22 protein-coding genes are annotated in these 22,321 nt (G+C 64.1%); 10 read left to right on the top strand and 12 right to left on the bottom strand.

What is annotated here, in order from left to right:
• Positions 1-31: 31 nt before the first annotated feature.
• Positions 32-370: a YbaB/EbfC family nucleoid-associated protein gene (locus tag ACQS5P_RS06075; RefSeq protein WP_428940011.1), complete on the bottom strand. Its 339-nt coding sequence runs from the start codon at positions 368-370 to the stop codon at positions 32-34.
• A 4-nt stretch (positions 371-374) separates the two neighbouring features.
• Positions 375-2,285 carry a DNA polymerase III subunit gamma/tau gene (dnaX, locus tag ACQS5P_RS06080; protein ID WP_428940012.1) on the bottom strand — a complete coding sequence of 637 codons (1,911 nt, stop codon included), beginning with the start codon at positions 2,283-2,285 and terminating at the stop codon, positions 375-377.
• 136 nt (positions 2,286-2,421) lie between these two features.
• On the opposite strand from dnaX, the gene ACQS5P_RS06085 reads away from it, so the two are divergent.
• Entirely contained in the window at positions 2,422-4,131 is a 1,710-nt protein-coding gene (locus tag ACQS5P_RS06085; protein ID WP_428940013.1) for a hypothetical protein, read from the top strand.
• Positions 4,132-4,287: 156 nt separating this feature from the next.
• Here the strand turns inward: ACQS5P_RS06085 and ACQS5P_RS06090 are convergent, their stop codons facing one another.
• Entirely contained in the window at positions 4,288-5,709 is a 1,422-nt protein-coding gene (locus ACQS5P_RS06090) for an APC family permease (protein ID WP_428940014.1), read from the bottom strand.
• Positions 5,710-5,856: 147 nt separating this feature from the next.
• Here ACQS5P_RS06090 and ACQS5P_RS06095 point away from each other — a divergent pair, with 147 nt between their 5' ends.
• The 3 genes from ACQS5P_RS06095 (at position 5,857) to ACQS5P_RS06105 (ending at position 8,538) form a co-directional block, all read left to right on the top strand.
• Positions 5,857-6,558 (top strand): SagB/ThcOx family dehydrogenase, encoded by a 702-nt coding sequence (locus tag ACQS5P_RS06095; protein WP_428940015.1) that lies wholly within the window; start codon positions 5,857-5,859, stop codon positions 6,556-6,558.
• Positions 6,559-6,689: 131 nt separating this feature from the next.
• Positions 6,690-8,246 (top strand): UbiD family decarboxylase, encoded by a 1,557-nt coding sequence (locus tag ACQS5P_RS06100; protein ID WP_428940016.1) that lies wholly within the window; start codon positions 6,690-6,692, stop codon positions 8,244-8,246.
• 94 nt (positions 8,247-8,340) lie between these two features.
• On the top strand, positions 8,341-8,538 hold the full coding sequence (locus ACQS5P_RS06105; RefSeq protein WP_428940017.1) for a hypothetical protein: 198 nt from the start codon (positions 8,341-8,343) through the stop codon (positions 8,536-8,538).
• Between the two features lie 39 nt (positions 8,539-8,577).
• Here ACQS5P_RS06105 and ACQS5P_RS06110 read toward each other — a convergent pair whose 3' ends face one another.
• Positions 8,578-9,429, bottom strand: a complete 852-nt coding sequence (locus ACQS5P_RS06110; protein ID WP_428940018.1) for an aminotransferase class IV — start codon at positions 9,427-9,429, stop codon at positions 8,578-8,580.
• A 41-nt stretch (positions 9,430-9,470) separates the two neighbouring features.
• Between ACQS5P_RS06110 and ubiE the strand changes: the two genes are divergently transcribed.
• Positions 9,471-10,214: a bifunctional demethylmenaquinone methyltransferase/2-methoxy-6-polyprenyl-1,4-benzoquinol methylase UbiE gene (gene ubiE / locus ACQS5P_RS06115; protein WP_428940019.1), complete on the top strand. Its 744-nt coding sequence runs from the start codon at positions 9,471-9,473 to the stop codon at positions 10,212-10,214.
• 264 nt (positions 10,215-10,478) lie between these two features.
• On the opposite strand, the gene ACQS5P_RS06120 is transcribed toward ubiE, so the two are convergent.
• Entirely contained in the window at positions 10,479-10,970 is a 492-nt protein-coding gene (locus ACQS5P_RS06120; protein ID WP_428940020.1) for a nitroreductase family protein, read from the bottom strand.
• Between the two features lie 176 nt (positions 10,971-11,146).
• Between ACQS5P_RS06120 and ACQS5P_RS06125 the strand changes: the two genes are divergently transcribed.
• Both ACQS5P_RS06125 and ACQS5P_RS06130 read left to right on the top strand, forming a co-directional pair.
• Positions 11,147-11,746, top strand: a complete 600-nt coding sequence (locus ACQS5P_RS06125; protein WP_428940021.1) for a UbiX family flavin prenyltransferase — start codon at positions 11,147-11,149, stop codon at positions 11,744-11,746.
• Positions 11,743-12,702 carry a 4-hydroxybenzoate octaprenyltransferase gene (locus ACQS5P_RS06130; RefSeq protein ID WP_428940022.1) on the top strand — a complete coding sequence of 320 codons (960 nt, stop codon included), beginning with the start codon at positions 11,743-11,745 and terminating at the stop codon, positions 12,700-12,702. Before ACQS5P_RS06125 ends, ACQS5P_RS06130 begins: the two co-directional genes overlap by 4 nt.
• A gap of 55 nt (positions 12,703-12,757) precedes the next feature.
• On the opposite strand, the gene ACQS5P_RS06135 is transcribed toward ACQS5P_RS06130, so the two are convergent.
• Together ACQS5P_RS06135 and ACQS5P_RS06140 are read right to left on the bottom strand one after the other, a co-directional pair.
• Entirely contained in the window at positions 12,758-13,795 is a 1,038-nt protein-coding gene (locus ACQS5P_RS06135; RefSeq protein ID WP_428940023.1) for an SDR family oxidoreductase, read from the bottom strand.
• An 88-nt stretch (positions 13,796-13,883) separates the two neighbouring features.
• Complete coding sequence (locus ACQS5P_RS06140) at positions 13,884-15,404, bottom strand: ATP-binding protein (protein WP_428940024.1); 1,521 nt, start codon at positions 15,402-15,404, stop codon at positions 13,884-13,886.
• A gap of 211 nt (positions 15,405-15,615) precedes the next feature.
• Here ACQS5P_RS06140 and ACQS5P_RS06145 point away from each other — a divergent pair, with 211 nt between their 5' ends.
• Complete coding sequence (locus ACQS5P_RS06145; RefSeq protein ID WP_428940025.1) at positions 15,616-16,731, top strand: M24 family metallopeptidase; 1,116 nt, start codon at positions 15,616-15,618, stop codon at positions 16,729-16,731.
• A 301-nt stretch (positions 16,732-17,032) separates the two neighbouring features.
• Positions 17,033-17,494 (top strand): hypothetical protein, encoded by a 462-nt coding sequence (locus ACQS5P_RS06150; RefSeq protein ID WP_428940026.1) that lies wholly within the window; start codon positions 17,033-17,035, stop codon positions 17,492-17,494.
• Positions 17,495-17,586: 92 nt separating this feature from the next.
• Here the strand turns inward: ACQS5P_RS06150 and arfB are convergent, their stop codons facing one another.
• Positions 17,587-18,045, bottom strand: coding sequence for an alternative ribosome rescue aminoacyl-tRNA hydrolase ArfB (gene arfB, locus ACQS5P_RS06155; RefSeq protein WP_428940027.1), 459 nt, complete (start codon positions 18,043-18,045; stop codon positions 17,587-17,589).
• A gap of 29 nt (positions 18,046-18,074) precedes the next feature.
• Entirely contained in the window at positions 18,075-18,653 is a 579-nt protein-coding gene (locus ACQS5P_RS06160; protein WP_428940028.1) for a hypothetical protein, read from the bottom strand.
• Positions 18,654-18,775: 122 nt separating this feature from the next.
• On the opposite strand from ACQS5P_RS06160, the gene elbB reads away from it, so the two are divergent.
• Positions 18,776-19,492: an isoprenoid biosynthesis glyoxalase ElbB gene (elbB, locus tag ACQS5P_RS06165; protein ID WP_428940029.1), complete on the top strand. Its 717-nt coding sequence runs from the start codon at positions 18,776-18,778 to the stop codon at positions 19,490-19,492.
• A gap of 205 nt (positions 19,493-19,697) precedes the next feature.
• Here elbB and ACQS5P_RS06170 read toward each other — a convergent pair whose 3' ends face one another.
• From ACQS5P_RS06170 to ACQS5P_RS06180, 3 genes are all read right to left on the bottom strand, one after another.
• On the bottom strand, positions 19,698-20,333 hold the full coding sequence (locus ACQS5P_RS06170; RefSeq protein ID WP_428940030.1) for a hypothetical protein: 636 nt from the start codon (positions 20,331-20,333) through the stop codon (positions 19,698-19,700).
• Between the two features lie 142 nt (positions 20,334-20,475).
• Positions 20,476-21,528: a uroporphyrinogen decarboxylase family protein gene (locus ACQS5P_RS06175; RefSeq protein WP_428940031.1), complete on the bottom strand. Its 1,053-nt coding sequence runs from the start codon at positions 21,526-21,528 to the stop codon at positions 20,476-20,478.
• A 66-nt stretch (positions 21,529-21,594) separates the two neighbouring features.
• Positions 21,595-22,263 carry a PIG-L family deacetylase gene (locus tag ACQS5P_RS06180; RefSeq protein WP_428940032.1) on the bottom strand — a complete coding sequence of 223 codons (669 nt, stop codon included), beginning with the start codon at positions 22,261-22,263 and terminating at the stop codon, positions 21,595-21,597.
• Positions 22,264-22,321: the final 58 nt, after the last annotated feature.

A 22,321-nucleotide genomic window follows, 5' to 3' on the forward strand; every position in this document is an offset into this window, starting at 1 on the left:
CCATCACGCCGCGACCGCTGCCATCCCACGCCTACGGCAACAGCCCCGGTGGCAGACCAAGCTCCCCGGCCACTTTCGCCATTTCCTCCTTGACCATCGCGGCGGCCTTGACCTGCGCCGCGTTGATCGCGGCCACGATCAGGTCCTCCAGCATCTCCGTGTCGTTCACGTCCACCTTGCTCTTGTCGATGCGGACTTTCACGACCTCCAGCCGCCCGTTCACCACCGCCGTCACCATCCCCCCTCCCGCGTCGGCGCTGACCTGCCGCCGCGCTAGCTCCTCCTGCATCTGCTGCATCTTTTCCTGCATCTGGCGCGCCTTGGCCATGAGCTGCGGAAGGTTGGCCAGGTTCTTAAGCTGATCGAACATGTTTCTACTCGACTTTCACGATTTCCCCGCCGAGCATATCCATCACGGCGCGGATCAGCTCGTCGCTGCGGAGCTGCTGGCGCAGTTCTTCGGTGATCTTGACGGTCGGCTCGAGCGGCGCGGGCGGCGGCGCGGGCGTGTACCGCGCCACCTGCCGCCGCGGCATGGCCGGCGATGACGCGGCGACGGGCGGCTCATCGCGCTGCCGGGCGGGCGCGGCTTCCGCCTCGCCGCCCACCTCGAACTTCACCCCCACCTTCTGCTTCAGAAGTTCACTGAGCGCATCGCGGATCACGTCCTTCTTGCCGTTGCGATCCAGCATCCGCACCGCCGGCTCGTGCCCCGGCGGATAGCGCACGATCGCCAGCCCGTCCTCGATCCCCGCCAGCGTCGCGTCCTTCAGCAGGGCCGTCAACCCCGGCCCCTTCGACGCCAGCAGCGCAATCAGCCGCTTCCACAGGCTCGACAGATCGGGCGGCTGTTCCGCTGACGAAACGTCCGGTTCCGTCGCCGCATCCGGCGATTGCGCCGCCGCGTCCGCAGCCGATTGCTGTTGCCGGAGCAGTTCACTCAATGAAGGCCCGGACGGATTCCACACCTTGCCCACCGCCGGCAGGGCATCGTCGTCTTCGTCGTCGCTGCCCGAATCCGCCGCCGCTTGCGGGGCGATCTGCTGCCGGCCGGGCGTGTGGCCTGCTGGCTGGGAAGGGATCTGGTCCTGGCTCAGGGCTGGCTCAAACTTTTTTTTTTGCCCCGCCGGCGCGGCGACGGATCCTGATCCATCCACGCGGCGGAGCAGCTCCTGCACGCTGGTGAACTGCTCGGCCAGCGCCAGCCGAACCAGTGTGGCATCGAGCAGCGCCCGCCCGGCCTGCGAGGCCCGCAGGTGTCGTCTCAGCTCCTCGAGAATCGCGATGTCCTGCGTAAGCACCTGCGGCTCGAAACGTTCGGCCTGGCGCGTCAGCTCCTCGATGGCTATCCCGGCAACTTCCACGAGCTGTGAGCCGGGGCCACAGGTCCGCAGGATCAGCAGGTTCCGCAGGTGATCCGCCAGACTCACCACCAGCGTGTCGGGCGACAGCCCGCGGCTGATCAGCTTCTCGGCCCCCTCCAGCACCGCCTTGACATCGCCCAGACCGATGCTCTGCACCAGCTCGTAAATCGCCTGTGCTCGCGGCATGCCCAGCGACTGTTCGATCAGCTCGACGCTGATCTGCTTTTCTCCGATGCTCAAGAGGCGATCCAGCAGCGACAGCGCATCCCGCATCGATCCGGCGCCCGCCTTGGCCACCAGCAGCAGCGCGTCCTCGCTGGCCTGGATACCTTCAGCGCGACAGATCTGCTTGAGGTGCTCGGCGATTTCCCGCGTGGGGATGTTGCGGAAGTCGAACCGCTGGCAACGGCTGAGGATCGTCGGCGGCACCTTCTCCGGCTCGGTGGTCGCCAGGATGAACTTCACGTGCTCCGGCGGCTCTTCCATCGTCTTCAGCAGCGCATTGAACGAGGCCTTGGAGAGCATGTGGACCTCGTCGATGATGAAAACTTTGAACCGCGAGTGAGCCGGGCGGTATTGCACGTTCTCGATGATCACTTCGCGGGTCTTGTCCACCTGGGTGTTGGACGCGGCGTCGATCTCGATCACGTCGATATCCTCGCCGCGCGCAATCGCCTCGCACGAGCTGCATTTCCCGCAGGGTTCGGTCGTGGCCGAGGCAGACTTCTGGCAATTCAGCGCCTTGGCCAGAATCCGGGCCATCGACGTCTTGCCCACGCCCCGCGTGCCGCAGAACAGATAGGCATGGGCGATGCGCCCCGTCTGAATCGCCCGTTTGAGCGTCTGCGCAACATGGCTCTGTCCGACGACCTCGTCGAATGTGTTCGATCGGTACTTGCGAGCCAGGACGATGTACGACATCTCCGGGGGCCTTGGTTTGCTGATGCCGCATTCTAGAACGTGTTACGCGCTTTTCCATGCCCCCGTGCCGGCTGGCGGCAGATACCCCCGATGGCGAGCTTAAGTCCCAGAATCACCCCGCCGATGAACTTGATGAATGCCTGCCCTGCGAGCTGCGATCTTCGGCGCGCTGCTCAGTCCGGTTCTGGCGGTCATGCTCTGCATCCCCGCTCGTGCCGCCGTCGATGAAAACCAGAAGATCAAGTGGCTTGACCAAACCCTTGGCGCGCTGGAGGCCACGATCCAACTGTATCGCTCGCAGCACGACGGCGCCGATCCCGACTTTGCCAGACTCGGCTGGCGACAGTTGATCAGCCCCACAGACCCCACCGGGCGGATCGTCAAATCCGGCACGTGCGGGCCTTACCTCAACGCCCCGCCGGGCAATCCGCTCAACGGCTTCAGCGGCGTGGCGGTCATCGATCAGCCGCCGCATGCGGGCATGCACATCGCGGGCGAGCGAATGGGTTTTGCGTTCTATGCGGCGACCGGCAGCTTCGTCGGCACCGACGCCACCGGAAAACGCCTGCTCGACCCGGACCTGAAACGCGCCTATCCCGGAGCGTTCGCCTTCAAGCCCGCGGGCAATGCTGCGGATCTGGCCGCACGCAGAAAAAACCTGCTGGCCATCGTCCAGTCGCTGCGTCAGGCGCTGGCGGCGTATCGCATCGACCACCTCGATCAACTTCCCGACTTCCGCAGATATCCCGACTGGCAACAACTGACCGCCAGGACCGACAACGACGGAACTCTAAACCCGCGCGGCCGGTTCGGCCCGTACCTGCGGGATATCCCCATCAACCCATTGAACGGATTTCATCGCGTGGAGCTGGCAGCCTCCGCCCCGGCGCCCGGCACCATCGCCCGGGCGAGCGACATCGGATATCTGCTCGAACCCAAAGCCGGACAAATCTGGGGGCTGGATGAAAGCGGCGTGGTGATCCTGGATGAATCAGCCCAGCCACCCAGCGATGGAAATCCCGCAGCGCCATCCAGGCCGGCGGCAAGCCCCGGCGCCCGGAAGCTTGACGCTGAACTCCAGAATTCGCGCATCCGACTGCTCTACGTCACGCTTGTCCTGCTGGATACCCAGCTTCGCGCCTACCAGATCAGTCACGACGGCGCCACGCCCGATTTCCTTCAGCACGGGGAATGGAAGCGTTTCTCAGCCACCAGTGACAAGTCGTTTGCGATCCGCAATCCGCTGAACAATTTCAGCGGCCTTCTGGTCGTGCCGCGCCCGCCGCGACCGACAGACCCCATCCGCCAGCCCGGCGTCGGATTCGTCTTCTGCGCCAGCGAGGGCCGGTTCTGGCCCACCGGCGCCGACGGCGCCAGCGTGATGGATCGCGATCTGCGGGCCACGCATCCGGACGCATTCGACACCTGCGCGCCCGGCGGCGAATCTGCCCTGGCCGCCGACAACCGCGCTCGCTCGCAACTGCTGCTGCTGTCGGCGGTGCGCACGGCGATCAGGCTCTATCGCATGCAGCACGCCGGGCAACTGCCCGATTTCAATCGTTATCCCGACTGGCAGCAGCTCACGATGCGCACCGACGCCTCGGGCCGACCGACTTCCTCCGGCCAGTTCGGGCCCTACCTCAGCGAGCCGCCACGCAATCTGATCACCGGCGAGCATCGCGTGCTGGTCGTACGCAGTATCCGGGACGCACAGAACGCGCACGCCGACCAGCCCATCGGCTACGCGCTGGACCTGTCCGCCCAACGGATCTATTCCGCGGATCTTTCCCAGCCCCCTGGCGACATCGAAGCCAACCCCGCCGGCACCGCACAAGCCGACCCGTAACAAAAAAATCACGGGCGTTTCGCCTGTGTTGAGTGGCATGAAGCGATGGATAGCCCGGAGATCGGACTTTCGAAATCGAGTGCACCCTGCATGGCCGGGACGGCCATGCCACAGTTGGCTCGGACGCATCACGGGCGCCCAGAGCCTGCACCGCAGTTAGCCGACCTCCAGTTCGTCAGCTTCCGGAATCGCCCGCGGTCGCATCGTCACGAACAGAATGGTAATGATGACACCGAGCACGGCGGCGATGACCAGCGGCCGCACGCCCACGCTCGGATCGTGGTATAGCGCGATGATTCGCGACCCGATCAGCGCGACATTCACGATGATCCCCACCGCCGGTACCACAATCGGCACCTCAAACGCGCCGTGCGGCTCGCCGGGTCGCAGCTTCAGCACGATCAGCGCGCCGTTGACCACGGCGAAACATCCCAGCAACAGCAGCCCCGTCGTCGTCGCCAGCTCACCCACCCCGCCCGCCAGAGACAGCACGATCACGATGCACAGCAGCGTCAGGATGGCCACGTGCGGGGTGCGACGGCTGCGGTGCACCCGTCCCAGCGCCGCCGGCAGCAGCCCGTGCCGGGACATCCCGTACAGCAGCCGCGAACCCATGATGTAGTTGATCAGCACGGTGTTGGCCACCGCGAACATGGTGATGAACTTGTAGACCCACGCCGGCAGCCACGGCGACGCCACCGCCGTAATTTCCGCCAGCGGCGCCGCAGCCCGCGCCAGCGTCGCGTACGGCACCACCGACACCGCCGTGATCGCGATCGCCATGTACAGCCCCGCCACGATCGTCAGCGCCGTGACGATCCCCCAGGGCATCGTCCGCTGCGGGTTTTTGACTTCCTCGGCCACATTGAGCATGTCCTCGAAACCCACGAACGCGAAGAACGTCAACACCGCGCCGCTGAACAGCATCACCGGCCCAAGCGTTCGCTGCGGCGGCGTTTCCAGATAGCTCACCTGTCCCCAGTAACGCATGCCCACGATCACGATGAACAGCAATCCACCCACCTCGATCGCCGTGCACAGCAGGTTCGTCCACATCGACTCGCGAATGCCCCGGAAGTTCACCAGCGTCATGAACAGCAGAAACCCGACGATCACGATCACCACGCCCACGTCGTGATCGACCAGCTTGTACGGCCCCAGCGGGACGAGGATCCTTCCCAGCTTCCCGCTGATCCCCAGCAGCTCGGCCAGAACGTTCGAGAACGCATTGGTGCTGGTGGCCATGCTGGTCAGGCCGGATGCCGCGACGGTCAACCCGACCACGTAGGAAAGGAACGTGAAGCGATAGGCGCGCTGGGTGACGTAGGCGGCGCCGGCGGCGCGCGGATATCGCGAGGCGATTGAAGCGTAGCTCAATCCCGTCAGCATCGCCGCGATCATCGACACGAAAAACGCCAGCCAGACCGCATTGCCCATCTGCCCCGCGGCCTTGCCCACGGTGGCGTAGATCCCGCTGCCGACCATGTCCCCCACCCCGTAAATCACCAGCGCCCAGAAACCCATGTTGCGGGCCAGGCTCGGTTGCGCTGCGGCGGGTTGAGTGGCAGTGCTGGTCATACGGCGGATTGAACCGCAGATTCGTACTCCCGGCAACGAAAAACTCCGCCGTGGCAGCGCCCTGTCCGGCGCGTCGGCAATGAACTTCTCATTCTCCGCCCCTGTCGCTATCCTTTGAAAGAAGAACACGCCATCTGACTACACGCCATGAACACCAACCTGCGACTGTCTGCGCTGTTTGTGACGTTGGCCGCGGCCGCGGCGCTGCTCATCGCTTCGCCGGCGCCGGCTCCGCCCGCCACCACGCCCGCGTCCGAGCCTGCGCAACTGGAGATCATCCAGCTTGCCCCGCCGCTGCTGGACAAGGGCGCGCCGCTCATGCAGGCGCTGAAGCAGCGACGCTCGATTCGCAACCTCGACGATCGACCGCTGTCGCATCAGCAGCTCTCGGAGATCCTCTGGGCTGCCAACGGCATCAACCGCGACGATGGCAAGCGCACGGTCCCTTCGGCCTTGGCGCGATATCCCATCGATGTCTATGCCGTGCTTGAGCGCGGCGTGTATCTGTACGAGCCGGCCGGGCACCGGCTTCTGCCCGTCGCCGCCGGGGATTTCCGCCAGCACACCGGCAGCCAGGCGTATGTGCACACCGCGCCGCTGAATCTGGTGTACGTGGTGGATCTGGAGCGTCTGAACGGCCCCGGCGCCGATCCGATGGACCAAAGCCGCCTGCGGATCGCCGGCATCGAGGTCGGCTGCATGGCCCAGAACGTGTACCTGTACTGTGCATCGGAGGGTCTTGGGACGACGCTGCGCACCTCGATTCAGGACGAGCGTTTTGGCCCGGTGATCCGCGCCCGCCCCACCCAGCGGATCATCGCCGCCCAGGCCATCGGCCACCCCCGCTGACCGGGGGAGGTAGTGCCTGCTCTGGCGATCCCTGGCGACGCTGACCAGCAGGCGTTGGCGCGCGGTCGTCTCATCGCAGCGGATCGGGGCGTGATTGTCTGTTGGCCTGGGGGATCTTAGGATGCGGCGTCATGCCCAGTCGGACACTGCGTGAATTCGTGGAGCTGCTGGATCGCAGCGGAGAACTGGCGCGAGTCAAGGCGCGCGTCAGCCCGATCCTGGAAATCTCGGAAATCGCCGACCGCGTGTGCAAAAGCCCCGCCCCGCATGGACACAACGAGCGCGATCGCTCGCCAGCGTCGAAGCTCGGAGGAAAGGCGCTGCTTTTTGAAAACGTCGAAGGCTCGTCGATTCCGGTGGCGATGAACCTGTTCGGCAGCTACTGGCGGATCAACCAGGCGCTGGGAACCGAAAGCCTGGAAGCCCTGGCCGAGCGCGTGCAGCAGCTCATCAAGCCTGAAATGCCCACCACCCTGCTGGAGAAGATGAAGAAGCTGCCGGAGCTGCTGAAGGTGGCCAGCTTCCCTCCCCGAACCGTTCGCAGTGGAATCTGTCAGGAGGTGGTTTGCCAGGCCGAGCGCGCCGACCTGGGCATGCTGCCGGTGATCCAGTGCTGGCCGCTGGATGGGAACCTGGACAGCGGCGAGGTGTTTGACGCTGAAGCGGCCAGCCGCGCCCCGCGCGGCAGCGGGCGATACTTCACGCTTGGCGGGGTGTACACGCGCGATCCGGAAACCGGCGAGCGAAACGTCGGCATGTACCGCGTGCAGATCTTCGGCCCGCGGCTGTGCGCCATGCACTGGCACATGCACCACGACGGCGCACGACATTTCCGAAAGTACCAGAAGCGCGGCGAAAAGATGCCCGTGGCGATCGTGCTCGGCGGCGAATCGGTCCTGCCCTACGCCGCCACCGCGCCGCTGCCGCCCGGGGTTGACGAGCTGCTGTTTGCAGGCTTCCTCAATGGTGGCGGGATCGAACTGGTCAAGTGCCGCACGCATGACCTGGAAGTCCCCGCCAACGCCGAAATCGTTGTCGAAGGCTTCGTCGATCCGGTCGAAAAGCTCTACGAAGGCCCGTTCGGAGATCACACCGGCTACTACTCGCTGGCCGACTGGTATCCGGCGCTGCACATCACCGCGATCACGCACCGGCGGGACCCGATCTTCCCTGCGACCATCGTCGGCAAGCCGCCGATGGAAGACTATTTTCTGGGCAAGGCGACCGAGCGAATCTTCCTGCCCCTGTTGCGGATGATCGTGCCGGACATCATCGACTATTCGCTGCCGATCAGCGGCGCGTTCCACAATTGTGCCTACGTGAAGATCCGCAAGGAGTATCCGATGCAGGCCAGGCGCGTCATGCACGCGATCTGGGGCGCCGGGCAGATGAGTTTCACCAAATTCATCATCGTGGTGGATGAGGATGTGGACGTGCATGACGAGCAGAGCGTGCTGTTTCATCTGTTCGCCAACTGCGATCCCGAGCGCGACAGCGAGATCGTCCACGGCCCGGTGGACATCCTGGACCACGCCAGCCCCGAGCATGGCCTGGGCAGCAAGATCGGTTTTGATGCCACCCGCAAGTGGCCCGGCGAAGGGCGCGTCCGCCGCTGGCCAACGGAACTGGCAATGGACCCGGCGACGAAGGAGCTGGTCAGCCGGCGATGGAAAGAGTACGGGCTGTGAGTGCCCGACGAAGTGATCGGGGGAGTATCCCGCGTTGCTTTTTCCACGGATTGACGGTGGGCATCGGGCAAGACAGCCGGGTATAATTTCTGCCATGATCCGCATCCGCGAAATCGTCGATCCGGAGTTGAGGCGCAAGATCGTCGAGAAGCTGGCCGAGAACCGCGGCACCAGCGTCGCGGCCATTCCAGACTGGTTCGAGCTGGATGACGCGGATTACGTGGATTTGCTCAATGAGCTGAAGGAGCAGGATCCCGATTACGATCCCCGCGACCACGACCCGCGAATGTGACTTGCTGTCCGCGCAAGCCCACGGCGTTGAAGCGTGCGATTAGCCTGTTGCGCGCCGCACGCGGCTTCGGTACTCTTCGTGCAACCGCGCGGTGACTTTTCCGCACGCCCCGTCCCCGATCGTCACGTCGTCCCACCGTGATACCCACACAAGCTCGCGCGTGGAGCTGGTCACGAATACCTCGGCGGCGCGCTTCGCTTCCTCGAGCGTCATCGCCCGCTCCTGCACCGGTATCCCCAGCTCCTGCGCACAGCCGAGCACGAGCTGTCGCGTGACCCCCGGCAGAATCCGCCCGTCCAGCGGATGCGTCACCACCGCGCCGTCGATCACGGCGTAGACGTTGCTCGAGGAGCCTTCCAGAACGACGCCCTGATCCACGAAGACGGCTTCATCGGCGCCCGCCTCGGCGGCGGCGTTGCGCGCCAGCACGTTGGGCAGCAGCCCGATCGCCTTGATCCAGCATCGCTTCCATCGCTCATCCGGCACGCTCAGCAGCGCGTAAGGTCGGCCTTGTCCCACCGGCGGCAACGGCGCCAGCGTCCGCACGTAAAACAGCACCGTCGGATGCGGATCTTTCGGAAACAAGTGCTCCCGTTTCGACGGGCCGCGCGTGACCTGAAGATAGATCAACCCTTCGCGATGCTGGGCATGGGCGATCAATTTCAGGATTTCCGAAGTCAGTGTCGGCTTGTCGATCGGCAGCTTCAGCCGAATGCCGTCGCAGGATCGTTCCAGCCGATCCAGATGCGCCGCCAGCTCGAACGGCCGGCCGTTGTAGACCCGAAGCGCCTCGTACACGCCATCGGCGAACTGAAAACCGCGATCCTCGACGCTGACCCTCGCCTCGGACAAGGGCATGATCTGCCCGTTCAACCAGCACCATTCGATCATTTCGACTCCCGTGTGGCCTGATCATATCATGCGCAGCGGCGATGACGAGCTGGGACGACAAGCTGCTGAGCAATCCACACGCGGTGGCCGACAAGCGATCGCGCGTGCAGCGGATGTTCGCCGCCATCGCGCCCAGCTATGACCTCAACAACCGCCTGCACAGCCTCTGGCAGGACCAGCGCTGGCGGCGGAAGGCGGTGAAGCTGGCGCAGGTCAGGCGCGACGAGTTCGTGGTCGATGTCGCCTGTGGCACGGGAGACCTGACGCTGGCGTTTGCTGCCGCCGAACCCCGGGCGGCAATCGGGATCGACTTCACGTACCCCATGCTGCCGATCGCCCGCGCCAAGTCGCAAACCTCCAAATGCGGCTCCCGCATCCGCTTCATCGCCGCCGACGCCCAGACCCTGCCCCTGCCCGACCAATCCGCCGACGTCGTCTCCATCGCCTTTGGCATCCGCAATGTTCAGCAGCCGCTGGTTGCGCTGAAGGAGTTTTATCGCATCCTCCGCCCCGGCGGGCGGGTGATCATCCTCGAGTTCTCGCTGCCGACCAGCAGAATCCTGGGCACGTTGTACAACTTCTACTTCCGCCGGATCCTGCCGGTCACCGCCACCCTCATCAGCGGCGACAAGACCGGGGCGTACAGGTATCTGCCCCAGAGCGTCAACACCTTCCTCGGCCGCGAACAGATGATGCAGATGATACGCGACGCCGGCTTCGTGGACGTGCAGCAGTTCCCCATGACCTTCGGTGTATGCGTGTGCTACCGCGGGCTGAAGCGATGACAGAATGCCCAGGGCCGGCGCGATGTGCTCGAGCCTGTCCGGGAGCTTTGTGTAGCGATCGTTCGTGCCATGTGCGTCCCGCCCGTGCTGGCGCCGGGCCTGTGTTGAGCGGCATGCAGTGATGAACAGCCCGGAGATCAGGCTTTCGAACTCGATCGCGCCGCGCATGGCCGGGACGGCCATGCCACAGGCGACTCGGACGTGTCACGGGCGTCTCGCGGTGGGACGCCCGTCATTCGCCCGCCAGTCGGGCGCCTCGGGGTGTCACATCCTCTCCCAGTGCAGCACGCTTTCGAGCTTGCGTTTTTCCTTGACCGGCCTTTCAGTCGCGTGGCCAAGGGTGACGAGACTGAAAAAGCGCATTCCGGGCTTGGCGCCCAGCAGTTCGCGCACGCGCTCGGCGTAGGGCTGCTTGTCGCCGCTGATCCAGCAGCTTCCCAAACCGTGCGCCTTGGCGGCCAGCAGGATGTTCTGCGTCGCCGCCGAGCAGTCCTCGACATAGAAGGGAGTGACGCGCGACAGCACGGCGATGCACGCGGGCGCCTCGGCGATGAATGGGGCATGGGTGATCAGCGCGGCCAGATCGCGCCGGGTCTGCGGATCGGTGATGACGACGAACTCCCAGGGCTGCTCGTTCATCGCCGTCGGCGCAAGTCGGGCGCAATCGACGATATCGATCAGCACTTCCCGCGAGATCGGTTTGTGGTCGTACGCACGCACGCTGCGGCGGGTCTTGATCACTTCCAGTGCGGTCATCGGCACACCTCCCTGGCCAGTGGATGCGCCCATCATAACAGGTATCGGGCGATGCGCAGCGCACCACTGCGCCCGGTTGTGGGCATCCTGGCCCGCTGCCAGCGGAACAGGATCGCGCTTTCAAAACCTGGCAAAAGCCGTTCCATCGCGGTCGGGCGATCATACAATGGCGACAGATGGACATCGTCACTGCCATCACCGGCGCCAGCGGGGCGTTGTACGCGCAGCGGTTCATTCACGGCCTGGTGGCCGCGGGGGTCAACGTGCACCTGATCGTCTCGCCGCTGGGGCGCCGGCTGCTGCATGACGAGCTGGGCATGGAGCTGGTGGATCTGGAAGCGCTGGCGGGCACATCGCACCACTCGATCACCCTTTACAACTACAACGACGTGGGCGCCAAACTGGCCAGCGGATCGTTCCTTCACGACGGCATGGTGATCGTGCCGTGTTCGAGCAACACGCTGGCGGAGGTGGCGCACGGATTGGGCGGCAACCTGATCTCGCGCGCCGCGGCGGTCACGCTCAAGGAGCGCCGCAAGCTCATCCTCGTGCATCGCGAGATGCCCCTTTCTCCGATCGATGTGAACAACTACAAAATCCTCTCCGACGCCGGCGCGATCATCGCCAGCGCCAATCCGGGCTTTTACCTGAACCCCACGACCGTGGGCGAGCTTGTTGACTTCGTCGCCGGAAAGTTGCTGGATCTGCTCGGCGTGAAACATGAGCTGGCGACGCGCTGGGATCCGGTGCATCGAAAGTCCAAGGCCGAAGGATGAACGATCAGGTCATCAGCTACGGCTCGCAGGGTCCGGGGCAGAGCGAGGCACGCGTTGCTTCCGCCGTTTGTCCCGGTCCGGCGGCCCTTCATTGTTCGTTTGTTGTTTTCGCGCGCGACATCAAGGTCAGCCACACGGTCTTTGCCATGCCCTGGGCGTTGCTGGCGACATTCCTGGCCGCCGGCGGCGCGCCGCGGCTGGGTCAGCTCCTGTTGATCGTGCTGTGCATGGTGACGGCGCGGACGGTTGCGATGTCATCCAACCGTCTGCTCGACGCGGAGCTGGATGCGCGTAATCCACGGACCGCCGGCCGCGCCATACCCAGCGGGCGGCTCTCGCGCATGTTCTACATCGCCGCCCTGGGCGTCTGCGGGCTGGCGTTTGTGGTTTTGACGTCGCTGTTCTGGCTGGTGTACGGCAACGTCCTGCCGCTGGCGCTGTCGCTGCCGGTGCTGCTGTTCGTGGGCGCGTATCCTCTGCTCAAGCGGTTCACGAAGCTGTGCCACTACTATCTGGGGGCCGCGCTGGCGCTGGCGCCGGTGTGCGCGTGGGTTGCCATCGCGCCGAAAATGGACCTGACCCCTTTTTTGATGGCGGCGGCGGTGCTGCTCTGGACCGCCGGGTTCGACATCATCTATGCCTGCCAGGATTACCACAGCGATCTTCAGACCGGCGTGGTCTCCGTGCCCGCCAGAATCGGCATTGGCCCGGCGCTTTGGGTGGCGCGGCTTACCCACGCGGGCAGCTTCGTGGCCATGCTGCTGCTGGGGCTGCACGAACCGCAGCTTGGATTGCTCTACCTGATCGGCGTCGGATGTGCCGGAGGGCTGCTGATCCTCGAACACGCAATCGTCAGCCCCGATGATCTGTCCAGAGTCGGTCTGGCGTTTTTCACCTTCAATGGGATCATCAGTCTGCTTGTGGGCGCACTGGGAGTCATCGACGTGTTCGTTTGAAACAGAGACGCAGACCCAACGGGTAAAGCCGATTACGGCGCAGCGTGTGGCCTGTTCAGCGTGTCGCCGGAGCGGTTGCAGGCGAGGACTGTTGCTGCTTCCACGCCGCCAGCAGACGCTTCTCCTTCTCAGGATCCAGGCCCGCGCCCCATTTGTGGTTTTCCGGAAGAGTGCGTGCCCAGTTGAGGGTATCACGCGCGGTGTCGGCAAAAGGCCGGCAGTACAGGCCGATCGAAACCGCCCTGGCGTTGCTCACCCTGGAGAAACCCGCATGCTCGGGGTCGTCCGGAACCCACAGCGGAATCTCCGTCCAGGGCGACACGCCGTTGGCCAGCAGAAACTCCTGACTGACCCAGGTGAAAAAGGCGTCGGAGGTGCTGACGGCCTTGCAGCCATACAGCATGGCGATCATCGGGAACGGATGCAGCGGCCCCAGGGCGTTGTAGATTCCCACATGTCCGTCCTCGATGGTGCGGAGGATGAATTCAGCCAGGTCGCGCACATCGATGAACTGCACCGGCGCCATGGGATCGCCGGGCGCCAGCACTTCTCCGCCGCGATCAATTCGCACCGGCCAGTAGGTAAAGCGATCGGTGGGATCTCCCGGGCCGACGATCAGCCCCGGTCGAATGATCGTGACGCGTCCGTGCATGGCCTGCTCGGCGACGCGCTCGCACGCCGCCTTCAGCGGGCCGTACGTTTCGCCGGTGACCTTCTCGATCGTCGGATCATCCAGTTGTGCCACCGGCGCGGTCTCATCGATGCCGATGCGGCTCATGTCGGCATAGACCGAAACAGTGGACACAAACACGTATTGCCTGACGTTGGGCGCCAGCAGCTCGGCTGATGCCTTCACGTGTCGCGGAACATATCCGGAGGTATCGACGACGGCGTCCCACTTTCGCCCCTCCAGGGCCTTGATGCCGCCGTTCCTGTTCGGATCGCGATCCCCCTGGAGTTTTTCGTGATGCGGAAACAGATGGGGATTGGTCCGCCCGCGGTTGAAGAGAGTAACGGTATGCTGGTGTGCGGTAGCCAGCTCCACAAAGTGCGGGCCGAGAAACCCCGTGCCGCCGAGGATAAGGATTTTCATGACTGATGCTCCGGCGCGTGCGACGCGGCGGCATTGTAACCGACGCCGGGCCATATCTCCCGTGCGTTGAGCTTACCCTGCGACTGGACTATGCAATGTGGCTGATCGCCGCCTGGAGCTTTTCCAGGCTGATCGGCTTGGTCAGGTGGGCGGAGAAGCCAACGTCGCGGCTGCGGCGGATGTCTTCCTCCATGCCGTAGCCGCTGACGGCGATCCCCTTGAGCTGGTACATCTGCCGCAGCTCGCGCATGAGATCCAGCCCGCTGCCATCGGGCAAGCCCAGGTCGCTGATGAGCAGGTCGAACTTTTCGCTTCGGGCGGCCTGGAGGGCGGTCTGCACGGAACTGGCGGTGCGCACGTCGTAATCCAACCCCTGAAGCAGGCGACTCATGACCCGCGCGGTCATCTCGTGATCCTCGACCAGCAGGATCCGCAGTCCGCGTCGTGGAGAATCCGCTGTCCGCGGCGCGGTATTGGACGGCGCCGGGGCGGGAATGGTCGCCATCTCCACCGTGAACGTCGCACCGCGGTTGGGTCCTTCGCTGTGGGCGCGGATCACCCCGCCGTGCATGTCGATCAGTGCCTTGCTGATCGCCAGTCCCAGTCCCAGCCCGCCGAAGTGACGCGTGATGTTTCGGCTGCCCTGCTCGAAGGCATCGAAGATCCTGTCCAGCACGTGCGGCTCGATGCCAATGCCGTCGTCAGCCACGGAGATGATCAGCCGGTCGTCCGGGCCGTTGCAGGTCCTGACCTGTATGTTGCCACCTTCAGGCGTGAACTTCACGGCGTTGCGGATCAGGTTCCACAGCACCTGTGCCAGCCGCGCCGAATCGGCCCAGACGTAATGACGCCGGGCGCGCAGCTCCAGCGTGAGCTTCAGGCGTTTGAGGTTGATGTCGCTGCCGCAGCAGCTCTGGGCGGCGTCGCGCACCAGGGCGTGTGCATCCACCGCCTCGCAGTGCAGCTCGAGTTTGCCGCGCGCCACACGGGTCAGATCAAGCAGGTCGTCGATCAGGCGAGCCTCCAGCTCGACATTGCGGCGGATCAGACCCAGGTCTTCGCGAAGCCGCGGCGGCACAGACGGATCGGTCTCCAGCGCCGAGGCCGTCATCAGCACCGGCGCCAGCGGCGTACGCAACTCGTGACTCAGTTGCGCCAGGAAGTGATCCTTGGCGCGGTTGGCGGCCTCGGCAGCTTCCTTGGCACGCGTCAGCTCGTCCTCGAATCGCCGACGCTCGGTGATGTCCTGGAAACAGCATACCGCGCCGATGAGCTTGCCGGTGGCATCGCGCAGCGGGCCAATGTTCAGCGACACGTTGATCCGCGACCCGTCGGGACGCTGCATCATCACTTCCAGGTCCGACCGCGCCACCCCGTCGGACAGCACATTGGCCACCGGCGACTGATCGTGCGGCAGCGGCTGACCGTCGGGCGTGAACAGCCGCACCGACCCGCAGAAACGCTCCTGGGGATCATCGCGGCGAGGGTAACGGCCCCACAATTCGGCAGCGCGACGGTTGTATCCGTGAATGACCCCGTTGCGCTCCACGACGTACACCCCCACGGGGATCAGCTCAAGCGAATCATCGCGAAAGACAGCCTGGAGCACGGCGAGCAGTCCTTTGCAGACTCTGTGATTCAGAACCGGGACCGGACGAATGCGGCGCAACCTGATCCAGCGCGACTGGAAAATGTCCTCACAGCCACCTGCAACCCCTGCAAAGCATAGATCAACTGCCGCGGAATTCCAGTCGGAAATTCCGTCGTCGCCAGCAGCCAGCGGGTATTCCTCGCGGGCAGGTTGTGGTAGGAATATTCGCATGAGCAACGACGATCGTGAATGGCAGATCAAGCAGAAGAAGCTTGGCGCGTTTCTTCAGCGCCACGGGCTGGACGGGGTGGTTCTGTGGCATCGCAGCAACTTCGCCTGGGTCACCGGCGGCGGGGATAACCACATTGCCAACAACTCGCCGGTGGGTGTGGCGGCGATTCTGGCAACGGCCGAGTCAAGGCTGTGCCTGGCGAACACAATTGAAGCACCCCGAATGCAGCAGGAGGAGCTTGCCGGGCTCGACATCGACGTCGTCAGTTTCCCCTGGTACGACCGCGCTGCGGCGCAAAAGACCGCGAAAGAGGTGTTCGGGAGTTTGCGGCTGGCCACCGATGCCGATGAGTTCGGTCTGGGTCTGCCTCCGCTGCCGGGGGATTTCGCGGAGCTTCGCTGGTCCTTGACCGAGGCAGAAATTGCGCGATACCGCGACGGCGGCAAACGCGCCTCGCAGGCCATGGAACAAGCCTGCCGGCAGCTCAAGCCCGGCATGACCGAGCACGAGGTCGCCGGCATCCTCGATCACTGCGTCCATGCCGCAGGATGCAATCCGGTCGTGACCTTGATTTCCGCCGATGATCGACTTACCCAGTTCCGGCATCCGATCCCAACCAGCCTGAAGATCCGCAGGCACGTGATGCTGGTGAGCTGTGCGGAGTTCGGCGGGCTGATCAGCAATCTGACGCGCTTCGTGCACTTCGGGCGACTGCCAGACGAACTGCGCAAGAAACAGCAGGCGATCTGCAACATCGACGCGGCGGTGAATCTGGCCACACGTCCGGGACGCACGCTGGGGCAGATCTTCCGCGACCTTCAGGCCGCCTACGCTCGCGAAGGCTGGCCGGACCAGTGGCAACTTCATCACCAGGGTGGCTCCACCGGCTATGTCGCCCGGGAAGCCTTCGCCACTCCCGACAGCACCATACAGGTGTTGGAGGATCAGGCCTTCGCATGGAACCCCTCGATCGTCGGCGCCAAGAGCGAAGACACGGTGCTGATCACCGGTCAGGGCCTGGACGTTCTAACAGCAGCGTCGCCCGAGTTTCCGCAGGTCGTTGGCGTGTCGGAGCTGGGCACGCTCCCGCGAGCGGGGATCCTCGAGCGGTAGATCGTTCGAGGCGAACCAGTTCGGAACAGACGATCCGCGCCAGGCCATGTGCCGCGGATTCCGGACCGGCGTTTGTGCCCGGTTTTTTGGGCGGCGCCGCGCAAGGGCGGAAGCAACCGCAATGCCCGCCACGCCAAGCCCCGACTCCACTTTGGCTTGCGCGACTTGACCAGGCCGTGCCCGCCCCCGGCTTTTCTGTGCCGTTTTGCCCTTGACGCCGCGCCCTCGCATAGCTTCAATACCGCCACTTTTCAAACCCGTGCTGTCTGTTAACGGCTGTCTCTTTACGACGGATAGGTCTATGAAAACCGAACTGGAATCGCATGAGCTGATGGACGTGCTCAGCGCCGCGGCAACGTCCACAGTCTCCGAGTGGCTTGCGCCGGCCCGCTGCAATCTCGAAGCCGGCTTCTACGCAGACTTCGACACCGACTTGAATCCCGACACACTCCCCCAGGCCGCCAAACGCCGCGCCCGCAGGGAAGAGGAGGAAGAAGAAGACGAGGACCTGGAGGAGGAAGAAGAGGAGACCGAAGAAGAGGAAGAGGAGGAGGAAGAAGAAGCGTTCGAGGAGGAGGAAGAAGAGGAGGAGGAAGAGGAAGAGGACGAAGACTTCGAGGATGAAGACGAGGATTTCGAGGACGAGGACGAAGACCTCGATGAAGACGAGGAAGAAGACGAGGAAGAGGACTTCGACAACCCCGACGATGAGGATGAGGACTTCGACGACGAAGACGACGACTTCGATGATGACGACGAGTGATGGATGCGTCGATCGTCGCTGTCAGGCCGGGGTTTGAACAGATCTTCAGCAAGCCCGGGGAACCGTGTGTTCCCCGGGCTTTATCTTGCGCTTCAGCACTGCTGTGGCTCGACGCCGCGACGCTCGATTTTGAGCTGCCCGCGGCGGCGTTTGGCCTGCATGCGACGCTGGATAGCCGAGCGGGTCGGGCGGGTCTTGTGACGCGGTTTGGGCTCGTGACGCGCCGCGAGGACAAGCTGCCGAAGGCGGTCGAGAACTTCCTGGCGATTGGCCTGCTGCGACCGCCGCGATTGCGAGACCAGATGAATCTCGCCGGCGTCGGTGAGCCTGGTGCCGGCGGCAGCGCGCAGGCGGGCCAGGGCGCGATTACTCAGACCGCTGATCGCGTCGAGCCTGACCCACAGCTCCGCGCGGGTGTTGAGCTTGTTGACGTTTTGTCCGCCGGGCCCGCCGGCGCGCGAGAACTGCATTCTCAGCCCGCTGGGCGAAACGAACACGCCCGGTGCGATCGGAATCCTGCCCTCGAATCGAGGTTGTGACGAATCGATCATGGTGCACAGCATCTCCGCCCGGCCCGCGCTCACTGCGCCACCGCCGGGCCTTGCTGCGCCGGGCTGGTGCTGGGGGCTGTCTGGGTGTTGCCTGGCTCAGAGTCTGGCTCGTCGGTGTAGGGGATCGGCGGCAGCGCGATCACCTGCGGCTCGACGGACAGCGGACGCCGCCGAACATACTCTGCGGTCGTACCCAGGAAAATCGCCACCATCAGAATCATCAGCGTCACGCGCATCCATGCCAGCGGGTAGCGCGGCGGCCTTGGCCCGGCGACCAGACCCAGGGCGATGCCGATCCCCAGCACGCCCAGTATCGCGTGCGCCATCCACCAGGGTCCTGCCTCGGCCATGTTCTTGTACGCCGCCCAGTTGCGATAGGTGGTGGCAGCGCCGGTGAGGATGATGACCGCGGCGCAAAACCAGACCAGCCCCCGAAACGCCCACCGCGCCCGCGCGAAGATCCACAGCTTCTGTTCGTCCTTCATCTCATCGATCGCCACCGGCACGATCAACTCATAGAACAGCATGCCGCCGACCAGCAGGGCGGTGGCGACCACGTGCAGGTAGCGGCTGAGCAGAAAGGCGAAGTTGATGAGGATTTCGTCCATTGCAGTGGCAAGCCCCTGTAATCCGGTTCGCGACGACAAATATTACCGCCTGCGCCACGCTCCGGCGAAGGTATACTCTGTTGCGGTGAATTACCACTGTTATCGTCCTCACGGAGGTGCCTATGGCAATCAGAGTCGGTGTGCTTCTGAGCGGTTGTGGCGTTTTCGACGGAAGCGAGATTCACGAGGCGGTGAGCATCCTGATCGCACTGGACCGACGCGGGGCCAACACCATCTGCCTGGCGCCCAACATTCCCCAGGCCGAAGTCGTCAATCATCTGACCCGCAAACGTGACCCCAAGGCGCAGCGCAACGTCCTGGAAGAGGCCGCCCGCATCGCCCGCGGCAAGATTCAGGATCTGGCCACGATCTCGGCCCAGGATTTGGACGCGCTGGTCCTGCCGGGCGGTTTCGGAGCGGCAAAAAACCTGTCCGACTACGCCTTCCGGGGCACCGAAGCCCGCGTCCTCGAGCAGGTCAGGAAGCTGTTCATCGAAATGCACCAGGCGCGCAAGCCAATCGGACTGGCGTGCATCGCGCCGGTTCTGGCGGCACGGGTCTTCGGGGAGATGGGTCTGCGGCCCAAGCTCACCATCGGCACCGACCCCGACACCGCCGCCGCCATCAACAAAATGGGCGGACAGCACCAGGACGTCGGGCCGACCGATGTCTGCATCGACGAGCAGAACAAGCTGGTCACCACCCCCTGCTACATGAACGATGTGGGCCCGTGGATCGTCTATCAGGGCGCTGAGCGGATGGTAGAGGAGGTGCTGCGTCTGGCGGGCGATGTCGCCGCGGGCGTCCGACAGCACATGGCGACGATCGGAAAACCGTGAGTTCCAACGATCAATCCACGACAGAGCGATCAGGGCAGAACACCACCGGCAACTTTGCCAGGATCAACCAATGATCAGGCCCGCTCGTGCCGCGCCTGGTCACTGAGAATCTGAACGCTCATTGGTGACTGGTCATCAGTCATTCATATGGTCATGTGCCCTGTCCATTGCGCGTCACGGCCTCTACGCCGGCCGCACGGGGTTGTCATGCCATCGGTCGATCCCGCTCGAAGTGTACACGGCCGTTAAAGGTGCTGGCAGTGACGCAGAAGCGCCAGTCGAGCGGAAACTTCCAAAGGTCGAAGAAGATGTAGGCGGCGTCTTCTGCGGCGCAGCGCGCGTCGCCATGCACATAGACCTTGCGGAAACAGTCGAAGTAATCGACCTCGTCGCCCTCCCCTTTGATGCGAAACTCGGGATGATCCCTGAGCCAGAAAAACCCGCTGCGATCGCGCAGGATTCTGGCGGCTTCGGGTTTGGAAAGCGTCTGTTTGGGCAGGTCCAGACAGAACCACTTTGGCTCGAAGGCGAACTGCACATACCGCAAATGCGGGCCGTCCGGGCCGATCGGATCCACTTCCTGCTGCGAGGGAACCGTCACTCGCGTTCCTCCGCAGATCTCCTCATCCGTAGCACTCAAGGCCGAGTCGTCCGCCAGCACCAGCACCAGGTCCTGTGCGGCTTCCAGGTGCTGCGGATCGTCGCGGTTCTCAGACGAATCCTCATTGAAGATGATGAATGATCGGCCGTGCCGCTCGATCAGGGCGCGGTGGTGCATCAACTTCAGATATCGCGCGAACTGATCCACGCGGCGTTCGCGCAGGTCATGCAAGTCGATCATGGCTCCTGCTCCGGGGGCGGCGGAAAGATCTGCTTTCCAGCGCGCGTGATGATGAAGTCGCCTCGCTTCCAGGTGAACCTGTCCAGGCGCATGGTCCGTTCAGGCGCATGGTCCGTTCAGGCGCGGCAGCAGGTAGAGCGACTTACCCCAGGCTGCCCAACTCGTGGATGGTTTCGTACATGGCCACGATTTTTCGCGTGGAGGTGATGGGTTGGAAGTTGTGACACGGCGCACAGATCCACCGCGCACCGCGGTAGATCTCGATGCTCTGTCGCACCTCGTCGATCACGTCCTGCTCGCTGCCGAACGAAAGCGTCTGCTGATTGTCGATCGAGCCGTGGAAGATGACGTACTGGCCAAAGTCTCGCACCAGGCTCTGGCGATCCATGCCGGGGCATCGCCACTGGATTGGGTTGAGCAACTCAATGCCGACGCGATCGATCAGATCGGGCAGAAAGATCCGCGCGGCCCCGTCGGTGTGATACATGATGTGAATACCGAAGCGCCTTGCCAGTTCCGCCATGCGGATCTGATTGGGCAGGAGGAATCGGCGATACGTCTGAAGGCTGATGAGCGGTCCGGTCTGCCCGCCGAGGTCTTCGGCGATGTAGGTGACGTCGATCTTTCCACCGCCCGCTTCGAAGCTGCGTTTCAGAAGTTCGTAGTGGAAGTCGAACAGATGCCCCAGAGCCGCGTCAACGATTTCGGGATGGATCACCAGGTCCTCGAACGCCTGCTCCAGCCCGCGCATCCGAGCGTAGAGCAGGAAAGGCTCGTAGCTGCCGACGCTGATCATGCGGCAACCGTCGTCGCTCGCCAGCGCGTCGGTGATCGGCGAGTAGTCGAAGTCGTCGGGGCTGGGCCAGCGGTGGTGATGGACATCGGCCGGATCCCGCGCCGCAGCCAGCGGGTGATACACCGCCTCGCGGTACACGCCGTTGGGATACGGCATCATCCGGTAGCGCACGCCCCACAGGTCCGCCTGCGGATCATCGGGGTGATGCGGCAATTTCCATTTCGGCCCGACATGCCGACGCGCGTCGATGTGCAGCTTGCGGAACAAACTCTCCGTATCGGCGCAGCCCAAGTCACGCAGCAGTCGATCCGTAACCTCCGCCGTAGCCTGGTAGTCGGTGGGAATTCGATCCGGCTGCTTGCCGTTGAGCAGGCAAAGCCATCGTTCCCGCGGTGTCATGGCGTTTGTTCTGCCTCCGGATGCGCCCAGTAGCGCGGTACGACGGGCGATGCGCACGCCAACCCGCTACACGAGCTGATCAATCCCTGCAAACCCCAGCACTTCGTGCGAGAAGAACGGCTCGGCGAACTTCGTGCCGATCCGGCCGCCGAAGTAGGCGCACAGGTTCCGCACCATGTCGGGAACCTCGCTCGTGGGGAACTGGGTTTTGTAGGCGGCGATGGCGCGCATCTTCTTCTCGATCTGGTCGCTGATGTCGATGCAGAAGCTGGGCAGCAGGTTCATCCGCAGGTGCGTGCAGAAATAGTAGATGATCCGCTTGGGATACCACGGCTCGCCGGGGATCGAGCTTTTCGTGAGCTTGGCATCGAAGCGGGCATCTTCGGCGATGCGCGTCGTCGCGACATGGTCGGGATGCGCATCGACCGGATAAGGCACGAACAGGATATTGGGCCGATGAACCCGGATCGCGGCCGCGAGCTTGTGGCGCGATTCGAGGTTATGAACCACCTGGCGGTTGGGCAGGCCCAGCAGCGAACGCTCGACGCCCAGGATCGCCGCTGCTTCGGCGGACTCGCGGGCGCGCGTCTCGACCGATCCGAACGGCGTCGGCTCGCCATTGGTCATGTCCAGCAGATGCACGCGATGTCCCTGCGCCGCCAGCCGGGCGATCGTGCCGCCCATGCCAAGCTCCTGATCGTCCGGATGCGGGCCTATGACGAGAATCGAAAGCATCTTTGATGAAACGGCAGATGAACACCGACCGGGCAAGCCCGTTTATCGCCCGTGTTCA

Origin of the sequence: Fontivita pretiosa, assembly GCF_050410795.1 — a bacterium.
Taxonomy (GTDB): Bacteria; Planctomycetota; Phycisphaerae; order Tepidisphaerales; family Tepidisphaeraceae; genus Fontivita; species Fontivita pretiosa.

Coding starts and splice junctions, on each gene's coding strand:
- ubiE (WP_428940019.1), top strand. CDS start 9,471: ATGACGAGCTGGGACGACAAGCTGCTGAGCAATCCACACGCGGTGGCC.
- ACQS5P_RS06105 (WP_428940017.1), top strand. CDS start 8,341: ATGATCCGCATCCGCGAAATCGTCGATCCGGAGTTGAGGCGCAAGATC.
- ACQS5P_RS06100 (WP_428940016.1), top strand. CDS start 6,690: ATGCCCAGTCGGACACTGCGTGAATTCGTGGAGCTGCTGGATCGCAGC.
- ACQS5P_RS06170 (WP_428940030.1), bottom strand. CDS start 20,333: ATGATCGACTTGCATGACCTGCGCGAACGCCGCGTGGATCAGTTCGCG.
- ACQS5P_RS06175 (WP_428940031.1), bottom strand. CDS start 21,528: ATGACACCGCGGGAACGATGGCTTTGCCTGCTCAACGGCAAGCAGCCG.
- elbB (WP_428940029.1), top strand. CDS start 18,776: ATGGCAATCAGAGTCGGTGTGCTTCTGAGCGGTTGTGGCGTTTTCGAC.
- ACQS5P_RS06095 (WP_428940015.1), top strand. CDS start 5,857: ATGAACACCAACCTGCGACTGTCTGCGCTGTTTGTGACGTTGGCCGCG.
- ACQS5P_RS06110 (WP_428940018.1), bottom strand. CDS start 9,429: ATGATCGAATGGTGCTGGTTGAACGGGCAGATCATGCCCTTGTCCGAG.
- ACQS5P_RS06150 (WP_428940026.1), top strand. CDS start 17,033: ATGAAAACCGAACTGGAATCGCATGAGCTGATGGACGTGCTCAGCGCC.
- ACQS5P_RS06160 (WP_428940028.1), bottom strand. CDS start 18,653: ATGGACGAAATCCTCATCAACTTCGCCTTTCTGCTCAGCCGCTACCTG.
- ACQS5P_RS06125 (WP_428940021.1), top strand. CDS start 11,147: ATGGACATCGTCACTGCCATCACCGGCGCCAGCGGGGCGTTGTACGCG.
- ACQS5P_RS06180 (WP_428940032.1), bottom strand. CDS start 22,263: ATGCTTTCGATTCTCGTCATAGGCCCGCATCCGGACGATCAGGAGCTT.
- arfB (WP_428940027.1), bottom strand. CDS start 18,045: ATGATCGATTCGTCACAACCTCGATTCGAGGGCAGGATTCCGATCGCA.
- dnaX (WP_428940012.1), bottom strand. CDS start 2,285: ATGTCGTACATCGTCCTGGCTCGCAAGTACCGATCGAACACATTCGAC.
- ACQS5P_RS06090 (WP_428940014.1), bottom strand. CDS start 5,709: ATGACCAGCACTGCCACTCAACCCGCCGCAGCGCAACCGAGCCTGGCC.
- ACQS5P_RS06085 (WP_428940013.1), top strand. CDS start 2,422: ATGCCTGCCCTGCGAGCTGCGATCTTCGGCGCGCTGCTCAGTCCGGTT.
- ACQS5P_RS06135 (WP_428940023.1), bottom strand. CDS start 13,795: ATGAAAATCCTTATCCTCGGCGGCACGGGGTTTCTCGGCCCGCACTTT.
- ACQS5P_RS06130 (WP_428940022.1), top strand. CDS start 11,743: ATGAACGATCAGGTCATCAGCTACGGCTCGCAGGGTCCGGGGCAGAGC.
- ACQS5P_RS06120 (WP_428940020.1), bottom strand. CDS start 10,970: ATGACCGCACTGGAAGTGATCAAGACCCGCCGCAGCGTGCGTGCGTAC.
- ACQS5P_RS06145 (WP_428940025.1), top strand. CDS start 15,616: ATGAGCAACGACGATCGTGAATGGCAGATCAAGCAGAAGAAGCTTGGC.
- ACQS5P_RS06075 (WP_428940011.1), bottom strand. CDS start 370: ATGTTCGATCAGCTTAAGAACCTGGCCAACCTTCCGCAGCTCATGGCC.